The organism is Bordetella muralis, assembly GCF_965139205.1.
Classification (GTDB): domain Bacteria; phylum Pseudomonadota; class Gammaproteobacteria; order Burkholderiales; family Burkholderiaceae_B; genus Bordetella_A; species Bordetella_A muralis.
Map to the genome: position 1 here is coordinate 25801 of NZ_CBCSIU010000016.1, position 18252 is coordinate 44052.

Sequence of the window (18252 nt, forward strand, 5' to 3'; positions counted from 1 at the left end):
TCGCTACGCTCCTTCGGTTTCCCTCGCTCGACGCCGAGGCGCCCCAACGCGGCCACTGCCCCACATCAACTCGCAGCAATTTCAAATCGTACGATCGCTGGGACGGCCTTCTTGCTTGGGCTTCGTGGGACGCCGTTTTTTAGAACGGAAGATCTTGTGGGGCTGCGATTTTTGGTCGCCTACGGGCGCGACCAAAAATCACTATCGCGGGATGTTTCGCGACGATCAACGATTTATGCCGTTGCGCCGGATTGATCCAGCAGGGTCTTCAACTCGCCGTTTTCGTTCATCTCGTTCATGATGTCCGAGCCACCGATGAATTCGCCGCTGACGTACAGCTGCGGGATGGTGGGCCAGTTGGAGTATTCCTTGATGCCCTGGCGGACTTCGTCGTCTTCGAGGACGTTGACGGTGATCAGCTTTTTGACACCACAGCCTTTCAGGATCTGAATGGCGCGGCCGGAAAAACCACATTGGGGAAACTGGGCCGTGCCCTTCATGAACAACACCACGGGGTGCTGGGTCACGGTGTCGCGGATGAATTCTTGTACGTCGCTCATGGTGATCTCACAAACATGTAAAACGGATGGATTGCCCCACGTCCTGAATAATGTGCCGCAAAACGATGTGGCGTGGGCTTTGGCCTCAGGGGACGGCAGGAAAGAAGTGGTACCTCGTCGCAGCCCCTGGTGCCAGCGCGGGGGTTCTCGAAAATTCGGATAAATCCATTATAGAGACCCGCCAGAAATTCGCTCGATTCCCGAAAGGTCGCGCAGACTGGTGACATTCTTGAAGCCGGCATCTATCAGTAATTGCCGCACGGCCTGCGCCTGATCCCAGCCGTGTTCCATCCACAGCTCTCCTCCCGAACGCAAACGGTCGACTGCGCCGTTCACAATGGTGGTCAAATCGCGCAGGCCATTGGCGCCGTCGGTCAATGCGCCACGAGGCTCGAACCGCAGATCGCCCTGCCCCAGATGTTCGTCATCACGTGAAATATAAGGCGGGTTGGATACGATCAGGTCGTAGCGTGCGCGGGGCGGCAAGGCCTCGTACCAACTACCCTGCGCGAAATCCACGCGCGCGTTCAGACGTGCCGCATTGCGTACGGCCATCTGCAACGCGGTCGCGCTGATGTCCGTCGCAGTCACTGTGGCTTGCGGTGCTCCCAGTGCAATGGACACGGCAATCACGCCACTGCCGGTACCTAAATCCAGCACGGCGGACTCGGGACGGTCTGCGAGCCAGGCCAAAGCCGTCTCAACCAGTAATTCCGTTTCCGGCCGCGGAATCAGCACGTCCGGCGTCACCGCGAAATCGTGTCCCATGAATTCGCGATGTCCCACCAGATACGCCATGGGCTCGCCAGCCAGCCGGCGCGTGACCAGGGCCTGGTATTGCTGCGCCTGCCAGGACTCGATCGGATCGGTGTCGTGCGCCAACATCCACGCGCGCGGTTTATGCAGCACGTGCTCGAGCAGCATGCGCACCTCCAGCCGCGGCAAGCGCGCGTCCCGCAACAGGGTTTGCAGGATGGGGCGGCTCACGCTAGACCTCGTCTCCCAGCGCCGCCAACAACTCGGCCTGGTGTTCGGCGATGAGTGTGCCGGTCAATTCTTCCAAATCGCCTTCCATGATTTGCTGCAGCTTGTACAACGTCAGGTTGATGCGGTGATCGGTCACGCGACCTTGTGGGAAATTGTACGTGCGAATGCGCTCGGACCGGTCTCCCGAGCCCACCAGGCTCTTGCGCTCCGCAGCCTCTTTGCTTTGGCGTTCGCGCAATTCGCGGTCTTTCAGGCGCGCGGCCAGTACCTGCATCGCCTTGTCCTTGTTGCGGTGCTGCGAACGGTCGTCCTGGCATTCCACCACCAGGCCCGTCGGCAAGTGCGTGATGCGTACTGCGGAATCGGTCTTGTTGATGTGCTGGCCGCCCGCGCCGCTGGCACGGAATGTGTCGATGCGCAGATCAGAGGGGTTGATGATGATCTCGCCCATCTCGTCGGCCTCCGGCATCACGGCCACGGTGCACGCCGAGGTATGAATGCGGCCCTGGGCCTCGGTGGCGGGCACCCGCTGCACGCGATGCGCTCCCGACTCGAATTTCAGTCGTCCGTAGGCGCCATCGCCGTCGATGCGCGCGATCACTTCCTTGTAGCCGCCCAGCTCCGAGGGACTTTCCGACATCAGTTCGACACGCCAGCCGCGTTGTTCGGCATAGCGTGAATACATGCGCAGCAGATCGCCGGAAAACAGCGCGCTCTCGTCGCCGCCCGTGCCCGCGCGGATTTCCAGGAACAAACTGCGGCCGTCGTTGGGGTCACGCGGCAGCAACAGCAACTGCAGCTCGCCTTCCAGGGCCTCCAGACGATCCTTGGCCGTTTTGATTTCTTCCTCGGCCATGGACTTCAGGTCGGGATCGCTCAGCATGTCCTGCGCGGTCGCCAGATCGTCTTCAGTCCGCGCAAACTGCCCGAATGCCGATGCGACAGGCTCGAGCTCTGCGCGCTCACGCGATAGTTTGCGAAAGCGTTCCATATCGGCAGCGGTTTCGGGTTCGGCCAACAGCGCGTCCACCTCGATGAGGCGGTGAGACAACTGTTCCAGCCGACTGCGCATGGAAGATTTCATATACGGATACCAAAGAGACAAAAGGGGATTAGCGAAACGCGGGCGCCCGAAATGCGAACGCCCGCCGAGCGGCGGGCATTGCGGCAGCAGCGCTAACGGCGCGTATCACGACCCGGGAACAGGCGCGGCATCCAGGCGAGCAATTGCTTGCGCTCGTCGCCTTCGCTGCGGTTCAGTGCCGCCAGCGGGCCGTGCAGGTATTTCTGAGTGAGGCCATGCGCCAATTGCTCCAGCACTGCCTCGGGCGACTCGCCACGCGCCAGCATGCGGCGGGCACGGTCGAGTTCTGCGGCGCGCACGTCCTCGGCGGCCTGATGCAGGTCGCGGATCACGGGCACGACTTCGCGCGACTGCATCCAGTGCATGAAGCCCTGGACACGCGTTTCGATGATGGCCTCGGCTTGTACCACTGCGGCACGGCGTGCATCGGTGCCGCTTTGTACCAGGCGGCCCAGGTCATCAACGGAATACAGATATACGTCATCGAGCCGGCCGACTTCAGGCTCGATATCACGCGGTACTGCCAGATCGATCATCACCATCGGATGGTGGCGACGTTGGCGCGTCGCGCGCTCGACGAGCCCCAGGCCCAATATGGGCAGGGAACTGGCCGTACAGGAAACAATGACGTCGAATTCGGCCAGATGATCCGGCAGATCGGCGAGCTTCATCGTGCTGGCCGAGAATTTTCCGGCCAACGTCTCGGCGCGCTCTGCCGTGCGATTGGCCACCGTCATGCTGCGTGGGCGCTGCGCCGCAAAGTGCGTCGCACAGAGATCGATCATCTCGCCTGCGCCGATAAACAGCGTGCGCGCCTGATCCAGATTGCCGAACACGCGTTCGGCCAATCTCACCGCGGCAGCGGCCATCGATACCGAATGCGCGCCGATCTCGGTCTGTGACCGGACCTCTTTGGCGACGGAGAACGTCCGCTGGAATAGCTGATGCAGCAGCGTACCCAACGAACCAGCCTCGCCGGCGGCACGCACCGCGTCTTTCATCTGCCCCAGGATTTGCGGCTCGCCCAGCACCATGGAATCGAGTCCGCTGGCCACGCGGAACGCATGGCGCACGGCGTCGTCCTGCTGGTGGCGATACAAGTGAGGACTGAGCGCCCCCGCCTCGAGGCGGTTATGGTCAGCCAGCCACACGGGCAAGTGCTCGGCCACGTGCGCATCCGCCGCACAGTAGACCTCGGTGCGATTACAGGTGGACAGAATCGCCGCCTCGCGCACTGCCCCGCCAAATGCTGACCGCAGCCCCTCTAATGCCGGCCGCACCAAATCGACGGGCATAGACACCCGTTCGCGCACCGATACGGGCGCAGACGTGTGATTCAGACCGAACGCAAGAACAGCTACGGACATGGGATACAGAAATAGGCACCGTCAGGCGGAGCACGACGCATTTGTAACATGAGGCAGATGAAAATTATACAGCCAAGGGTTATCCCGTAGTAAAGCTGATTTACATATGTTTTTTTTGCTCGCTTGGGACTTTTTCCCGGCATTCGCCTGCACAAGGTCAAAAAATTGTGTATAGTTGCGGACTTCGTTGGCCTGGTAGCTCAGTCGGTAGAGCAGCGGATTGAAAATCCGCGTGTCGGTGGTTCGATTCCGCCCCAGGCCACCACGAATTCGATGCCCAGCTCTTGTAGCTGGGCATTTTCTTTTGTACGGCCTCTTGCAGAGCCGAAATCAAAGTAGCTTTGACATCTCCAGGATGGGGCAACAACGGCCTACCTGTAGCCTTACCTCAAGGACGTGCTGACCCGGCTGCCGCGTCGATGACTGGGCTCAGAGGGACTCTTGATCCGATGAATCACTCCCGACCGATTCGGTCGCCTGCCCATCCTCTGCGGCCAGACGTTTGCGTATTTTGCGGGCGTCGCTTGAGTCGATCTCGGCAGCCTTTTCCATGCTCTTGGGGGGCCAAGGCTCCCCGGACGCGCGCTGCTTGTTGTGTTCGAGCACGCGGCGGTAGCGCGCGGTGGCGGGGTCCTTCTTACCGTCCTTCGGGGCGGTATCGGCAATGAACTGGCGCACGGCGGTCGTGCGCGGCGTGTCCGGTGCCAGCCGATCGCGTATCCTGCTGGCACTGCCCTGGTCGATCCCGGCGGCCTTTATCATGCTATCGTCGGGCCAGGGCTCCCCGGACGCGCGCTGCTTGTTGTGTTCGAGCAGGCGGCGGTAGCGCTCGCTGGCGGGGTCCTTCTGATCGTCCTTCGGGGCGGTATCGGCAATGAACTGGCGCGCGGCGATCGTGCGCGGCGTGTCCGGCTCTTGCCGCTCGCGTATCCAGATGGCTTGGGACGAGTCGATCCCGGCGGCCTTTATCATGCTCTTGTCGGGCCAGGGCTCCCCGGACGCGCGCTGCTTGTTGTGTTCGAGCAGGCGGCGGTAGCGCTCGCTGGCGGGGTCCTTCTGATCGTCCTTCGGGGCGGTATCGGCAATGAACTCGCGTGCGGCGATCGTGCGCGGCGTGTCCGGTGCCAGCCGATCGCGTATCCTGCTGGCTTGGCCCGAGTCGATCCCCGCGGCCTTTATCATGCTCTTGTTGGGCCAGGGATCCCCGGCCGGGCGACGCTCGTTGGCATCCAGGATTGCCTTGTAGTGCTGAGTCTTGTTGAGGCTCCCTTTGGGGACGGCAGCAGCGATCGCCTGCACCAGCGCCGCATTGCCTGTCACCCCCGAGGCCGCCGGCTCGCTCGACAACGCTTGGCTGCCAACCGAAGCCCCCGACGGCAGTGACGCGCCAGTGAAGTCCTGCGGGTTGTGCCGCTGTATGACCGCGCCAATCAACTCCGCCTGACTGAACTCGGCCGCCAAACGTTGGACCGTGGACGGAGCAGGCGGACCGTTCGAGGACGCAGCCGCATCGCTACCCACCTGCGAACCGCTGCTGGCCTCGCCATACTTGATGTTGGCTCCTGCGTGCGCATGCGTCAATATGCCGGGTACGGGCCCGAATAGTACGGTGAAGGGCACCTCGAAACTCGGCTCCACATCAATGCGCAGCGCACGCCCGTCACGCATGTGCACCATCGCTTCGTACAAATGCGAGCTCTCTTGGCCCATCCCCGCCGCTACGCCATCCTTGACCGCCTCAGCCAGATACTCAGGCGGAGAAATGCCGTACCGCCTACTGACCGAACCGTCCGGATGAGACAGCGACTCCCTCAATACGCAATGCCCCGCAGCAATCGCCGATTGCACGTCTGCCACCATATCTCGTTGCTCGGTCTCCAGCACTGCGTGCTCCTCACCCTCCAGCGTTTTTAGCAGGACAGCCAGTGCCTGTTGCTCAGCATGCACTTCCTCATCGGACCACTGGGACGGCGGCACCTGGCCGCCTCGCGCCAACCCCGCAGGGCTTGCTCGCCGCGGCGCCATCGACGCGGCACCCACCGCAGCCCTGCGGTGCGGCTGTTGCACAGGCAACGACAACGATGACGATGACCCCTGCGTCGAGCCACCAGGCGTCCTTGACGGGCCCGTCGGCTGCGACTGCTGCCTGGCCCCTGGGGCCATATGCCCCGTTCTTCTGATCCGATCCATCGGTCAACAATAACAACCCGTCAGCTCCTGACCTGCGCTACACATGCAGTCATGTCGCAAAATCCGAACTCCCCCGCCCGAGCCACTCAAACGGCTCTATCTTTCCGAGATGGAACGACTAGACGATCACGGTTGGATGAACCCACGACCTCCCCTGACCGTCCTACCCGCTGCCGATCCGGAAACGCCTGCGAAGGTGCTGCAATCTCTCGCCACCTCGGCGATACGGTGCCCCAGGGCAGCATTCGGGTGCTTCAAAAAGCAGCAGGAGTAGCTTACTGATGGCGCTGGCGTCGAGGTCTTGACCAAGTCGAGGGAGCCTGCTTTTATCTCGCTCTTAAAAAGAGCAATCGGAAGGCAGCTGACACCTACGCCGGCAGAGATCAAACCCGCCAGGGCTTGCACGCTGTTTCCGCCATAGATGCGTTCCGGACGCACCCCGGCACTTTCCCAGAGCCGGCTGCACGCGACCGTAATGATCGAATTCTCCGACTGTTCGATCACCGGCTGCGTCGCCAACTCGTGCATGGTGTGCACATTGCCGGACCCAAAGACGCCAGGCGCGGCGAACCAACCGAACTGGACTTCGCCGACACCCACCCTGACCATGGAGTCCGACGTACGGAAATCGGGAAGAATGGCCAAATCCAGCTGCCCCCCTTCCACCTTATCTTCGAGCAAGAGCGACAGGTCGATCTCCGGCTGAACCGTGATGGACGGATAGCGCTGCTTCATATGACGCAGGAAGTCAGCAAACCATGTCAGCGCCACCATTTCGGTGAGGCCGATCCGCAGCAGCCGGACGGGCGGATGACTCAGGCTTTTTAACTGCTCCAGCCCCTGGAGCAAGCCGAGCAGCTTTACACACTCGGCTTCCAGCTCCCTTCCGAATGGGGTCAATTGGCTTTTACGGCCGTCTCTCTCGAACAGCGGCTGAACGGCAATGGCCTGCAGGTCTTGTATCCGTTTAGTGACGGCCGACTGCGTGACATGCAGTCTTTCCGCGGCGCAGCTGAGCGTCCCCAGACGGGCGAGCCAGTAGAACGCCTGCAGTTGTTTGATAGTCGGCATGTCCCGCCCTCAACGTCTGGCCGCGCGACGCTGAGTCGCCATCGCGCTGTCGAAGTTGCAATTGCGCTTCACCAGCTCGGCCACCGTCCGGTGAAAGTCGGTAATCGAGTCTATTCTTATCAGCAGGATGTACGCCATGCTGATTGCGCCAAGGGCAACTGTCACCTCCTGAAGCAGCCCTGACGCCACGGCATCCGAGGCAATTGCGTGTGGGAGGCCGGCTATCCCGAGGCCGGCGGCGCAGATCCCCGACAACGCGGCCAGGCTGTCGCTCTGGATCATGTTCGCGGGCCTTACCCCGCGATCGATCAGCCAGTTCACGATCTGGTTTCCCGAGCTGCCGCCGGTGCCTTGCAGCAGAAGCGTCTCCTGCTCGAATTGCGACAGCTTCAATGTCTTGGGTATGGACCGACTGGCTGCGCAGAACCACCCGAATGCCGCGGAGCCGACGGTAATCCTGGTCATGTTCGCCGAACGCGTGGATTCGGGCACAACCGCGATGTCCAGATGACCATCTCGCATCTGCTCGTACAAGCGGATGGATGAATCCACTTTCAAGTCCAGGCGAATGCGGGGATACCGAGCCCGCAAATCCACAACAAAAGATCCGAGCCATGTCACTGCCGCTAGCTCTGTCACGCCAAGGCGCAGTGTCGAAGCCACGATTTCCGGGCTGGCGAAACGCTCCATGAGGTTGACACGCTGGCGCAGAATTGCCCGCGCTTGCCGCAATACTTCCTGCCCTTCGATCGTGAGTTGCGCCGACCGATGGTTCCGATTGAACAAAGGGTACTTGAACTGCCCTTCTAACTCATTGATCAGGCGCGATATGGCGGACTGCGACGTATCCAGGCTGCGAGCCGCCTTCTCGAAGGACCCCATATCCACCACCGCGACAAAGGCCTCCAGCTCCCGGAAGGTCGTCATGGCACCCGTTCCTGTTCATACCAGTTTGGAATAAGTCTACACCTCCATGGCATGAATCCCTCACGCTGCACCCCGTCGCACGCGCCGAGTTACGGCACCCCTTCCCGGCGATCTGAAAAGCCGCCCTGACGGATCCTGAAGTCCGGTCAAACCCTGGCCCGTGAAATAGAGATCACCTCCGCCCGGACTCCGAAAACTAGCTGCCTGCCGTCTCGCCCACGCCGAGCAGATCGGCCGCCCAGGTCTTTGTCCTGTCGAACGACTCGCGCATGTACTTCACGGTTTCGTCGGGGTCGAGCGGCGCGGAAATGGCGCCGAGCTGCTCGCGCAGCCTGGCTTGCACATCGGGCATCTGAACCACTTCGGCGAGGTGCTTGCTGAGCGTCTGTGCGCGCTGCTTGTCCATCCCTTTCGGCGCGACGATGATGAAGAAGTCATCGACGACCATACCCGCCACTGACTCGTTCACCGTGGGAATATCCGGGAACAGCGGCGACCTCTCTGCGTTGGACACGCCCAGAATTCTGACTTTTCCGGAATCAAGCGTCGCACGGGTACCCGCGAGATTCTCGAACTTTGCGTCGATGAATCCCCCCATCAAGTCCTGGTTCGCGGGCGCCGAGCCCTTGTAATGCACGATGGTGACATCCAGGTTTGCTGCCTTGACCAAGTACGCGGCAGCAAGGTGGCTTGACGAGCCCTGCCCCACGGTTCCTATCGTTACTTTCTTGGGATTCGCGCGGCAATAGTCGATGAACTGGCGCACGTCGGAAACGGGCAGCTGATTGCGTGCCAGGAACAGGTAGGTGTTCACAGACAGCCTGGCCAACGGGGTGAAGTCGGCCACCGGGTCCAGTTTCTGTACCTCGGGATATACGGCGGGTGCTGTGACCAACATGGACGAGCTGAGGTAGAGCACCTTGCCGTCCGGCACCTGGCGTTTTACGTAGTTGCTCGCGATCAGGCCACCGGCCCCGGGACGGGCTTCAACGATGATCGTCTCGTTGATCCTCGCGCCGAGTTTCTCCGCCACAATACGGGCAATCGCATCCGCGCCGCCTCCCGGAGGCCCTGGGATGACGATGCTGACTGGCGCAGAACTGGCCTGTACGCGCCCCAACGAGGCCCCCGCCACGAGTACACCACCGTAGCCCAGTTTCAGAATGCTGCGACGTGAAATCATTGCGCCTTTCCCGGATTGCGTTCATAAGTAGCAGGGCAGTCTATCAGCGCTGCGAACGATAAAAAATTGAATTTTCCCCGCTGAAAATTATTCCGGATTGGTATTCATTTTTCGCGTTTACCCTTAGCCTCACCTCCGCAAAATCCCTCATCGGTATTGCGCTTGTCGTGAAGAGCAACTTTCACGTGTTCGTTGAGTGTCAAGTAACCTTCAACTGTTATCTCCTCAGTGTGAAGACACATACACAGAGGCCGCATGCGCGGGCGGAACGGCAAAGTCCGCCTTCATCCGCCTGACCTCTTCAACTGGGCTGCGCCCGAACAGGCGCTTGAATTCACGGCTGAACTGCGAAGGGCTGTCATAACCGACTTCTGCGCTTGCCGCCGCAGCCGTCATGCCATTGCGCACCATATGCAGGCGGGCCTGGTGCAAGCGTATCGACTTCACATACTGCACGGGCGAAGTCTCGGTTACCGCCTTGAAGTGAGTATGGAAGGTGGGCACGCTCATTCCCGCTTCCCGCGCCAGTTGCTCGACACTGAACTCGGCATTGAACGAGGCATGAATGCGGCGCAGCGCACGGGCGATTTTGCCAAACTGTCCATGCATGGCCAGCGCTGCCCGCATCGAGGCCCCCTGATCCCCAGTGAGCACATGAAAATAGATTTCCCGAACCAACGCCGGGCCGAGTATCGAGGCCTCAAGCGGGTGGTTCATGGCCTGCAGGAAACGTACCAGAGACTCGTATAACCGCGAGTCCATTGGCGTGGACATCAGGCCGCGCGGTTGCGCGGCTTCTATCCCGCCAAGCTGGTCGATCTGCAACATCAAATCCGCGGCCAGTTTGAAATCCAGATGCATGTAGATTGCCAGCAGCGGTTCTTCGGCGCTGGCGTCTGTCTCCATAGTGAACGGCACGGGCACCGAAACCGCCAGATAGTGCTGATCGTCGTACAGGTAGACCTGGTCGCCAAAATACCCGCGTTTCCTGCCTTGGCACACGAACACGATGCCAGGGTCGTAAAGCACCGGTACGGCGGACAAGGGACGATTGGACCGCAAGAACCTGACCTCGGGCAGGGCACTCAGGTTGTATCCCTCGTCAGGGGCCAGGCGTTCCAGCATGGCCGCCAAGCGCCTGTCCGAGGTGCGCTTCCCGTGTGTGACCGCATTGCTTGCTGCACTCATCGCCAAACCCTTCTCAGACCAGGACGGATAGTTTCTGGGCGTTGCATCGAAATTTCATTATTCATAGGATAAGGCAAGAATAACAGACTCAAAGCCATTCATATCCAGTTTACCCATGACTATTATTCAAGCTCTGGGTCGCCGCATTTCGCTCGACCCGAAATAGCAATCAACTGGAGCAGCAAACGTCATGATCAACGTCATCAATCCGGCCGATGGGTCCATCGTCGGGCAAGCCCCCGACATGGGCGTCGCCCAGGTCAAGGCCGCCATAGACCGAACTTGCAGCGCCTTCCCCGCCTGGTCGCGTACCTTGGCGAAGGAGCGCGGCGACATGCTTCGCCGCTGGTTCGAACTGGTACGCGCCGATAAGCAAGTCTTCGCCGAAATCATGGTCAATGAAAACGGCAAGTGCCTCACCGAAGCTCTGGGTGAAATCGACTACGGGCTCGGTTTCATCGAGTGGTATGCCGAAGAAGCGAAACGCGTGTATGGCGACACCATTCCGTCGCACGCCAGCAATGCAGCCATTCTGGTCACGAAAGAGCCTGTCGGCCCCACCGCAGCCATCACGCCCTGGAACTTTCCCTTCATGATGATTACCCGCAAGGTGGCTACGGCACTGGCGGCGGGCTGCACGATGGTGATCAAACCGTCCGAAGAAACGCCGCTGACGGCATACAAACTGCTGGAGTACGCCCGCAAGGCGGGCATTCCCGAGGGCGTATTCGAGATGGTCACGGGTAATCCGCAGGCCATCGGGGAGCTGCTCACGCAGGACGACCGCATCCGCAAGATTTCCTTCACAGGGTCCACCGCGGTAGGCAAGCTGCTGGCGACCGCCAGCGGACGCGCGCTGAAGAAGATGACTCTTGAGTTGGGTGGCAACGCGCCGTTCATTGTCTTCGATGATGCCGACCTGGAACAGGCCGTAGCGGGCCTGGTGGCCGCCAAGCTCAGGAATTCCGGGCAAGTTTGTATTTCGCCCAACCGCATCTATGTGCAAGAGGGCATACATGATCGCTTCGTTGCCGCCCTGGCCGAAAAAGTCGCTCACGTGCGTGTGGACAGCGGAATGCAGCAGGAGTTCGTCGTGGGCCCGCTCATTAACCAGGCGGGATTCGACAAGGTGGCTCGATTGGTAGAAGACACTCAGCAGCATGGTGCCTCGACACTACTGGGAGGCAAGCCTCATGCCAAAGGCGGGTTGTTCTACGAGCCTACTATCCTGACCGGCCTGAATGATGAAATGCCGATAGCCCGAACCGAAATCTTTGGGCCCGTCTTCCCTATCTACCGTTTTGGCCACGAGGATGAAGTGGCCGAAAGAGCCAACAACACCGAGTACGGTCTGGTGGCTTATGCCTATACACGGGATGTCGGAAGGGCATTTCGCGTGTCCCGAGATATCCAGGCGGGCATGGTGATCCTGAACTCCGGATCGGTGGGTACAGCGTCGGTTCCATTCGGCGGCGTCAAGCAATCCGGCTACGGGCGCGAAGGCAGCTTCTACGGGATTGAGGAGTATGTCGAAGTGAAGTATGTGCTGATGGGCGGTTTGGACGCATGACGTGAAGTACGGGACCTCGCTGCTTGCCTATCTCCTGATCAACCGCGCTACGGCCAGGCTTTTACAAAAAGTCAAAGCATAACGACGATAAAGTCGATTGCCCGTCTGGACACCGCTGCCTATCCTGCCTGCCATGACAAGCATGCACGGCCGCCAGTAGCGCCGTGCCGTCCAGGAGCCACTATATGTTCGAGCGCAGCTTGCGCGGTTTGCGGGTAGTCGACTTTTCGCATGTGCTGGCAGGTCCCGTATGCACCATGATGCTGGGCGACATGGGTGCCGATGTGGTCAAGATCGAACCTCCAGGCGGAGAACTGGGACGGCGCCTCGGCCCGCCCTGGATCGCGGGAGAAAGCGCGGTATATCTCAGCGTCAACCGCAACAAGCGCGGCGTGGCGCTCAACCTGAAATCTCCCGACGGCCGGGATGCCGCGCGCCGGCTGATACAGAGCGCGGACGTGGTGGTGGAGAACTTCCGGCCGGGTGTGATGCGCGCCTTCGGCCTGGATTACGCCGCGCTGGCCAGCAGCCACCGCCGACTAGTGTATTGCTCGATTTCCGCTTACGGCCAGGTGGGGTCACTGCGTGACCGCCCGGGCGTGGACGGCATCATCCAGGCCGCCAGCGGCTTGATGAGCACCTTGGGCAGCGCGGACAGCGAACCCATGAAGGTCGCGATTCCCGTCGCAGACATGGTCACTGGCTATCTGGCAACCATCGCCATCCTGGCGGCGCGCAACGCGGCACAGCAGACCGGACAAGGCCAGTATTTGGACATCAGTTTGTACAACGCAACGCTGATGCTGCAGCAGATCGGCTTTGCCTCGTACTTTGCCACCGGGGCGTTGCCGGCACGGACAGGCAGCGCGGCGCCATACGCCGCTCCCAACGAGACCTACCGCACCCGCGACGGCTGGATCATGGTGGCTGCCTACCATCCCCAGCGCTGGCAGGCTCTGTGCGCCGTGTTGGGCGTGCCCGCGCTGGAGCTCGACCCGCGCTACGCGAACAACGCCAGCCGCGTCGCGAACCGCGATGCGCTGCGCGCCACGCTGACGCCACTGTTCCAGCAGCGCACCACGCAGGCATGGATGGACCTACTGATACGGCACGACATTCTGTGCGCACCCGTTGCCAGCTACGAAGACGTCGTCCACTCGCCGGAGTACGCAGCCAGTGGCATCGACAGCTGGATGCAGCATCCAGTGGCCGGAAAGGTCCGCATGCCTGGTTTCGCACCCGGCCCGACTGGCGCACTGACCGGCCAAGGTGCCGCCATGGCCGCACCCACGTTGGGACAGCACAACCGCCAGGTTCTTCGAGAGTGCGGCTACAGCGTGGCCGAGATCGATGCCATGGTCGAAAGCGGCGCGCTGGCCACGGCACCACAACCCACGACATGAAAAAAGGAGACCGCAATGCGTTCTGATGAATCCGAAGCGCCCGAGTTGGTCCGGCAGGACATTGCCGATGGCGTGCTTGTACTAAGCATGAACGACCCCGGCACCGGCAATGCCATGTCGGTGGGCATGGCGCAAGCATTGGCTGACGCGCTGGAGAAGGCGAATACGCTGCCCGATGTGCATTGTGTACTGCTGAGGTCCACTGGCAACCACTTCTGCACGGGTGGCAATGTGAAGGACATGGAGCGCGGGTCCGACTTGATGCAGGGATCGGCGATAGAGGTGCGCGCCCGGCTGAAATCCACGCTGCATCGCATCACCCTGGCCCTGCAGGCATTGCAGGTGCCATCCATCGCGGCAGTCAACGGCGCCGCGGTCGGTGCGGGTTGCGACCTGGCGCTGATGTGCGACCTGCGCGTGGCCAGTCATCGCGCCACCTTCGCTGAGAGCTTTCTACGACTGGGGCTGGTGTCCGGTATCGGCGGCGCCTGGTTCCTGACGCGGCTGGTGGGCAGGGCCAAGGCGCTGGAACTGACGCTGACTAGCGAGTTCATCGATGCCGCGACGGCGTTGCAGCTGGGCATCGTGTCTCGCGTGGTGGAGCCCGATGCTCTGGATGCGACGAGTACCGCGTTGGCAAGCCGGATCGCATCCAACCCGCCCCAGGCTCTGCGCATGGCCAAGCGCCTCGTTCTAGATGCCGCCGAATCGACATTGCCGGTGGCGCTAGAGGCGGCCGCGGCCATGCAGGCCATTCTGCTGTGCGGAGAGGAGCACAAAAACACCGTGCGCGAATTTCTGGCGCGGCGCGCACGTGCCTGAGGAGACAACCATCATGATCCAGACGTTAATACGAAAGGTCCGCCAAGCGACGGCTTTGCTGCTTATCGCCTTCGCTGCCGTCGGGCCGGCGCACGCCGCCGATTATCCGAACAAGCCGATCACGTTCGTGGTGCCGTTCGGCGCTGGCAGCGCCACCGATCTGTTGGCGCGCGCTCTGTCGGCGTCCGTCACCGAACAGGCCGGGCAGGCCGGGCAGGCCGTCGTAGTAGAAAATCGGCCGGGGGCAAGCGGCATGATCGCCGCGCAGCATGTCGCGCGTGCCCGTGGCGATGGCTATACCGTGCTGATTACCACCAACACGACTCAGGCCGCCAACCCCCACCTTTTCAAGAAACTTCCGTACGACCCGGTGGCGGACTTCATACCTCTGACCGGCCTCGGACGCGGCGGCCAGGTACTCGTGGTGCGCGCGGACGCGCCATTCAAAACGGTGCACGACGTGATCCGCGCCGCGAGGCAGGATCCGGGCAAACTGAGCTTCGGCAGCGGCAATTCGTCCAGCCGCATGGCGGGGGAAATGCTCAAGCAACTGACCGGCGCCGATATCGTCTGGGTGGGCTACAACAGCAACCCCAATGCTCTTAATGATTTGCTGGGCGGCCATATCGACATGATGGTCATCGATACCGTCACCGGTTTGTCGCAGATCGAAGCCGGCAAATTGCGCCCTTTGGGTGCATCTACTCACGAACGCCTGCCGCAACTCCCCCAGGTGCCAACCCTGGATGAGGCTGGCATCAAAGGTTACGACATGGGTTATTGGTTTGCCGCCTATGTGCCGCGCGGCACGCCCGCCGCAGTAGCCGATGCCTTGCGACAGTGGCTTGTGACGGCCGTGGACAGCAAGGGCGTCCAGGACTTCTTCCGGCATTCCGCGACACAGGCCTGGACAACGACCGCTGCAGAGCTGGACGACTTCCAGAAGGCTGAATTGCGAAAGTGGGGCGGAGTGGTCAAGGCGGCCGGGATCAAGCCGGAGTAAAGGAGCGATGCCGACAGCACAGGCGCCCGCACGGCAAAGCCATGCGCCGCGCCGAGCGACAATTCGGCCAGCGAGAGAATACCCGCCGCTATCGACGCGAGCCCCGTGACGCCGAATGCCTGCTGGGTGTTGAGCTGGAATAGTTCGATCGCCGGAATACTCGAGACAGCCCTGCGTCGTTTTGTCTTTCGGGATACGGGTCGGCCCAGTTCGAACACACCGTGGCTGTCACCGGAAACGGCGTGAGGGTTCTGACCCTGCGCCCAGGCGAAAGAAAGCCGTCTTGACCTAGCTAGGGATCGCCCTGCGTTCCAGGGACGGGTCAGACAATGAGCCATCCAGTGAACTTCGCCTCACGCGTACGCACTCAAGCGCTTCTCCGCCTTTGCCGCTCGCTGACGCTCTCGGCAGCGAGTGGTCTGGTGTTGCTGCGCGGCAAACAGTCAACTCCCCTCAACATCAGAGCCAAACTGCGGCGCATCCGCAATATGCGCCAACAACCCAGTCAAACCAGGTGCCACATGATCAGCCAGCACATGGCAATCGGGATAGTCGCCGCCATTCTGGGGGCGAAAAGGGATCGGCTCATCATCGAATAGTCGTTCCAGTCGACGCTTCCAGGCGGCTGTTGCCTCTGCCATGCGGCCAGGCTCAATACCGGCACTACCGTACACCGCAAAGGTCGGCAACACCTGCATGCCGGGGAAAAACAAAGTGCCATGCGTGATGGGAAAAAGCAGTTGCTCCAACGGCCCGTTGATTCCACGCGGCGAGTAGTCTTTCTCCGGTCCGCCAACAGATACGGCCAATAGCGCACGCTTGCCTGCGAAGCCGCCCTCTCCATAGCGATAAGCATTCCCCGCACCTCGGTAACCATAGGCCAATCCAAATGCCCACACCCGATCAATCCATCCTTTCATGATCGCTGGCATGCTGTACCACCACAACGGAAACACCAGTATCACAGCATCCGCAGCCTGAAGTTTTCGTTGCTCGCCCTCGACGTCGGTGGTTTGGCAACCGTTTGCAAACGCATGTCCTGATTCCTCGATAAACGACAGACGATCCTCATTAGTGCGTTCGGGAAAATCCTGGCCGTCAAACACGGCTTTCCACCCCATACCGTATAAATCTGACTCCATGACATGGTGGCCCTGAGCCGCCAACACCTCAGACGCAGTATCAACCAGATGACGGGTCACAGAGGTCGGTTCCGGATGTGCATGAACAAGTAAAACATTCATCGCATGAAGCTCCATAAATCATTCAATGCGACAAGGTAAACTTGCTCCAGGTATTCTTGAAATGAATTTTTAGAATAATAGGTATTGCCTTGAATAATTCCTTGCGCCGCGTCGACCTCAATCTGCTGGTGACGCTCGATACGCTACTGGACGAGCGCAATGTGACGCGCGCAGCGCAACGCCTGCATCTATCGCAGCCCACCGTGAGCGTGCAGCTTGGCAAACTGCGCGACATCTTTAACGACCCGCTGCTGCTGCCCGGTCCGCGCGGTATGCGTCCTACGGCACGCGCCGATGAATTACGAGAGCCGTTGCGTCAAGCACTGGAATCGCTGGAATATGCTGTCGCCCCGTCCAGTCCTTTCGATCCCGCCCAGGCTCGACAGATCTGGCGTATCGCGGCGTCAGACTATGGTGAGTCCACGATCGTATTACCGGCGTTGCCCGGGTTGCGCATGGCAGCACCGGGCACGCGATTGGCGATTCTGAGCCTTTCCCCGACGACGCTGGCGCGCCAGGCGGAGCAAGGCGATATTGATCTCGCCTTTCACATCAGCGAAGAAGCGCCGCCGGGCTTGCGGCGCCGCTCGATGTTCACAGAGCGCTATGTGCTGGCCGGCCGCAGAGGCCACCCGCGTTTGAAACGCCGCCCTACCCTCGCTCAGTTCTGCAAACTGGATCATGTGATCGTGTCGCCGGTTGGCGGAGGGTTTCAGGGACCAACGGACGCGGTACTCGCGCAGCGCGGCATGACGCGCAATGTGGCGCTGTCAGTGCCGCATTTTTTGTTTCTCGACTCCGTGCTGGCGAACACGGATCTTGTGGCGATGGTGCCGTCTCGTCTGGTGCGTAATAGCCGGACGCTGCAGACGGTCGAACCGCCGTTCGAGGCACCCGGTTTCGAGATGTTGATGCTATGGCACGAGCGCGTACATCGAAACCCCGCTCACCAGTGGTTGCGAGAGCACATGGCCAAGTCGATATGAATCGTCTGGGGACTATCAGGGACGTGACTGACCAAAACGATCAACGATGCCCCGTAAGGTGTGCCGATTGGATCCCGTCGGCATCGCAAGGCGGCCGGACTCTCAGAGCATCCGATGCGATTGACCAGTTTGCATGAGAGACCCTGGCGCGGCTGATTCGCTGCACAAGATCCGAAACCAATTCAAAAAATCGGGTTGACACCCTCGGCGATACGAGGACGCTCTCGAGCAGCGTCCTCAAATCAACGGGCAGCCGTAGCACTGAGTGTTGTTCACCATCGACAGTGTGATCACGCGACCACAATGTCACCATCAGCGAGCCCCCGTCCAATATCGGCACGACAGTAGAACGCATGGGCCGCCGCTGCACCTGAACACCAGCGAAGCGGGAAGTCTGATTGACAGACGCTTGCATGCCTTCGCTGAGAAATAATGATTCTGATAGTGCACGAATAGTCGAAACGATATAGATAGGTGGCGCAGGCTCTTCGTCACTGCCCCAGTTTATAGAGAACTCGTGCTCAAGCAGGTCCCATGGCTGATATCCAATGGCGCTCGAGGCAGGGAATGCCTGGATAGACATTCCATTCTGCAGACTCGACGTGCTCGTTGCAGCCATGTCAGCCATCACTGTCTCATTCACGATGGGAGGGCGTAATGAAGCGAA

Annotated in this window: 15 protein-coding genes, 1 tRNA gene and 1 pseudogene; 7 read left to right on the forward strand and 10 right to left on the reverse strand. The window is 60.8% G+C overall.

Annotated features, from left to right (window positions below; translation table 11 throughout):
* Positions 1 to 233: 233 nt before the first annotated feature.
* The 4 genes from grxD to hemA form a co-directional block, all read right to left on the reverse strand.
* The gene (gene grxD, locus ACNA0I_RS19785) at positions 234 to 560 is read right to left on the reverse strand and encodes a Grx4 family monothiol glutaredoxin (protein WP_415807751.1); all 327 of its coding nucleotides are present in this window, start codon (positions 558 to 560) and stop codon (positions 234 to 236) included.
* A 168-nt stretch (positions 561 to 728) separates the two neighbouring features.
* Entirely contained in the window at positions 729 to 1547 is an 819-nt protein-coding gene (gene prmC / locus ACNA0I_RS19790; protein ID WP_415807752.1) for a peptide chain release factor N(5)-glutamine methyltransferase, read from the reverse strand.
* A gap of 1 nt (position 1548) precedes the next feature.
* The gene (gene prfA, locus ACNA0I_RS19795; protein WP_415807753.1) at positions 1549 to 2631 is read right to left on the reverse strand and encodes a peptide chain release factor 1; all 1083 of its coding nucleotides are present in this window, start codon (positions 2629 to 2631) and stop codon (positions 1549 to 1551) included.
* A 92-nt stretch (positions 2632 to 2723) separates the two neighbouring features.
* Positions 2724 to 3998, reverse strand: a complete 1275-nt coding sequence (gene hemA / locus ACNA0I_RS19800) for a glutamyl-tRNA reductase (protein WP_415807754.1) — start codon at positions 3996 to 3998, stop codon at positions 2724 to 2726.
* Between the two features lie 189 nt (positions 3999 to 4187).
* On the opposite strand from hemA, the gene ACNA0I_RS19805 reads away from it, so the two are divergent.
* Positions 4188 to 4263 (forward strand) — tRNA-Phe (locus tag ACNA0I_RS19805).
* Positions 4264 to 4427: 164 nt separating this feature from the next.
* Here the strand turns inward: ACNA0I_RS19805 and ACNA0I_RS19810 are convergent.
* From ACNA0I_RS19810 to ACNA0I_RS19830, 5 genes are all read right to left on the reverse strand, one after another.
* Positions 4428 to 6065, reverse strand: coding sequence for a hypothetical protein (locus tag ACNA0I_RS19810; protein ID WP_415807755.1), 1638 nt, complete (start codon positions 6063 to 6065; stop codon positions 4428 to 4430).
* 249 nt (positions 6066 to 6314) lie between these two features.
* Positions 6315 to 7259 carry a LysR family transcriptional regulator gene (locus ACNA0I_RS19815; RefSeq protein ID WP_415807756.1) on the reverse strand — a complete coding sequence of 315 codons (945 nt, stop codon included), beginning with the start codon at positions 7257 to 7259 and terminating at the stop codon, positions 6315 to 6317.
* A 9-nt stretch (positions 7260 to 7268) separates the two neighbouring features.
* Positions 7269 to 8186: a LysR family transcriptional regulator gene (locus tag ACNA0I_RS19820; RefSeq protein ID WP_415807757.1), complete on the reverse strand. Its 918-nt coding sequence runs from the start codon at positions 8184 to 8186 to the stop codon at positions 7269 to 7271.
* Between the two features lie 196 nt (positions 8187 to 8382).
* Positions 8383 to 9369 (reverse strand): Bug family tripartite tricarboxylate transporter substrate binding protein, encoded by a 987-nt coding sequence (locus ACNA0I_RS19825; protein ID WP_415807758.1) that lies wholly within the window; start codon positions 9367 to 9369, stop codon positions 8383 to 8385.
* Positions 9370 to 9594: 225 nt separating this feature from the next.
* Positions 9595 to 10557, reverse strand: a complete 963-nt coding sequence (locus ACNA0I_RS19830) for an AraC family transcriptional regulator (protein ID WP_415807759.1) — start codon at positions 10555 to 10557, stop codon at positions 9595 to 9597.
* A gap of 190 nt (positions 10558 to 10747) precedes the next feature.
* Between ACNA0I_RS19830 and ACNA0I_RS19835 the strand changes: the two genes are divergently transcribed.
* From ACNA0I_RS19835 to ACNA0I_RS19855, 5 genes and pseudogenes are all read left to right on the forward strand, one after another.
* On the forward strand, positions 10748 to 12127 hold the full coding sequence (locus ACNA0I_RS19835) for an NAD-dependent succinate-semialdehyde dehydrogenase (protein WP_415807760.1): 1380 nt from the start codon (positions 10748 to 10750) through the stop codon (positions 12125 to 12127).
* A gap of 185 nt (positions 12128 to 12312) precedes the next feature.
* A complete protein-coding gene (locus ACNA0I_RS19840; RefSeq protein ID WP_415807761.1) occupies positions 12313 to 13530 on the forward strand; it encodes a CaiB/BaiF CoA transferase family protein in 1218 nt (405 codons plus the stop codon).
* 15 nt (positions 13531 to 13545) lie between these two features.
* Positions 13546 to 14352, forward strand: a complete 807-nt coding sequence (locus tag ACNA0I_RS19845) for an enoyl-CoA hydratase-related protein (protein ID WP_415807762.1) — start codon at positions 13546 to 13548, stop codon at positions 14350 to 14352.
* Between the two features lie 13 nt (positions 14353 to 14365).
* Entirely contained in the window at positions 14366 to 15355 is a 990-nt protein-coding gene (locus ACNA0I_RS19850) for a Bug family tripartite tricarboxylate transporter substrate binding protein (protein ID WP_415807763.1), read from the forward strand.
* Positions 15356 to 15546: 191 nt separating this feature from the next.
* Positions 15547 to 15642, forward strand: a pseudogene (locus tag ACNA0I_RS19855) (type I methionyl aminopeptidase); the annotation flags it as partial.
* A 156-nt stretch (positions 15643 to 15798) separates the two neighbouring features.
* On the opposite strand, the gene ACNA0I_RS19860 reads toward ACNA0I_RS19855, so the two are convergent.
* Positions 15799 to 16599: an NAD(P)H-dependent oxidoreductase gene (locus ACNA0I_RS19860; protein WP_415807764.1), complete on the reverse strand. Its 801-nt coding sequence runs from the start codon at positions 16597 to 16599 to the stop codon at positions 15799 to 15801.
* Positions 16600 to 16673: 74 nt separating this feature from the next.
* Here ACNA0I_RS19860 and ACNA0I_RS19865 point away from each other — a divergent pair, with 74 nt between their 5' ends.
* Positions 16674 to 17585 (forward strand): LysR family transcriptional regulator, encoded by a 912-nt coding sequence (locus ACNA0I_RS19865; protein WP_415807826.1) that lies wholly within the window; start codon positions 16674 to 16676, stop codon positions 17583 to 17585.
* The last annotated feature ends 667 nt before the right edge of the window (positions 17586 to 18252 follow it).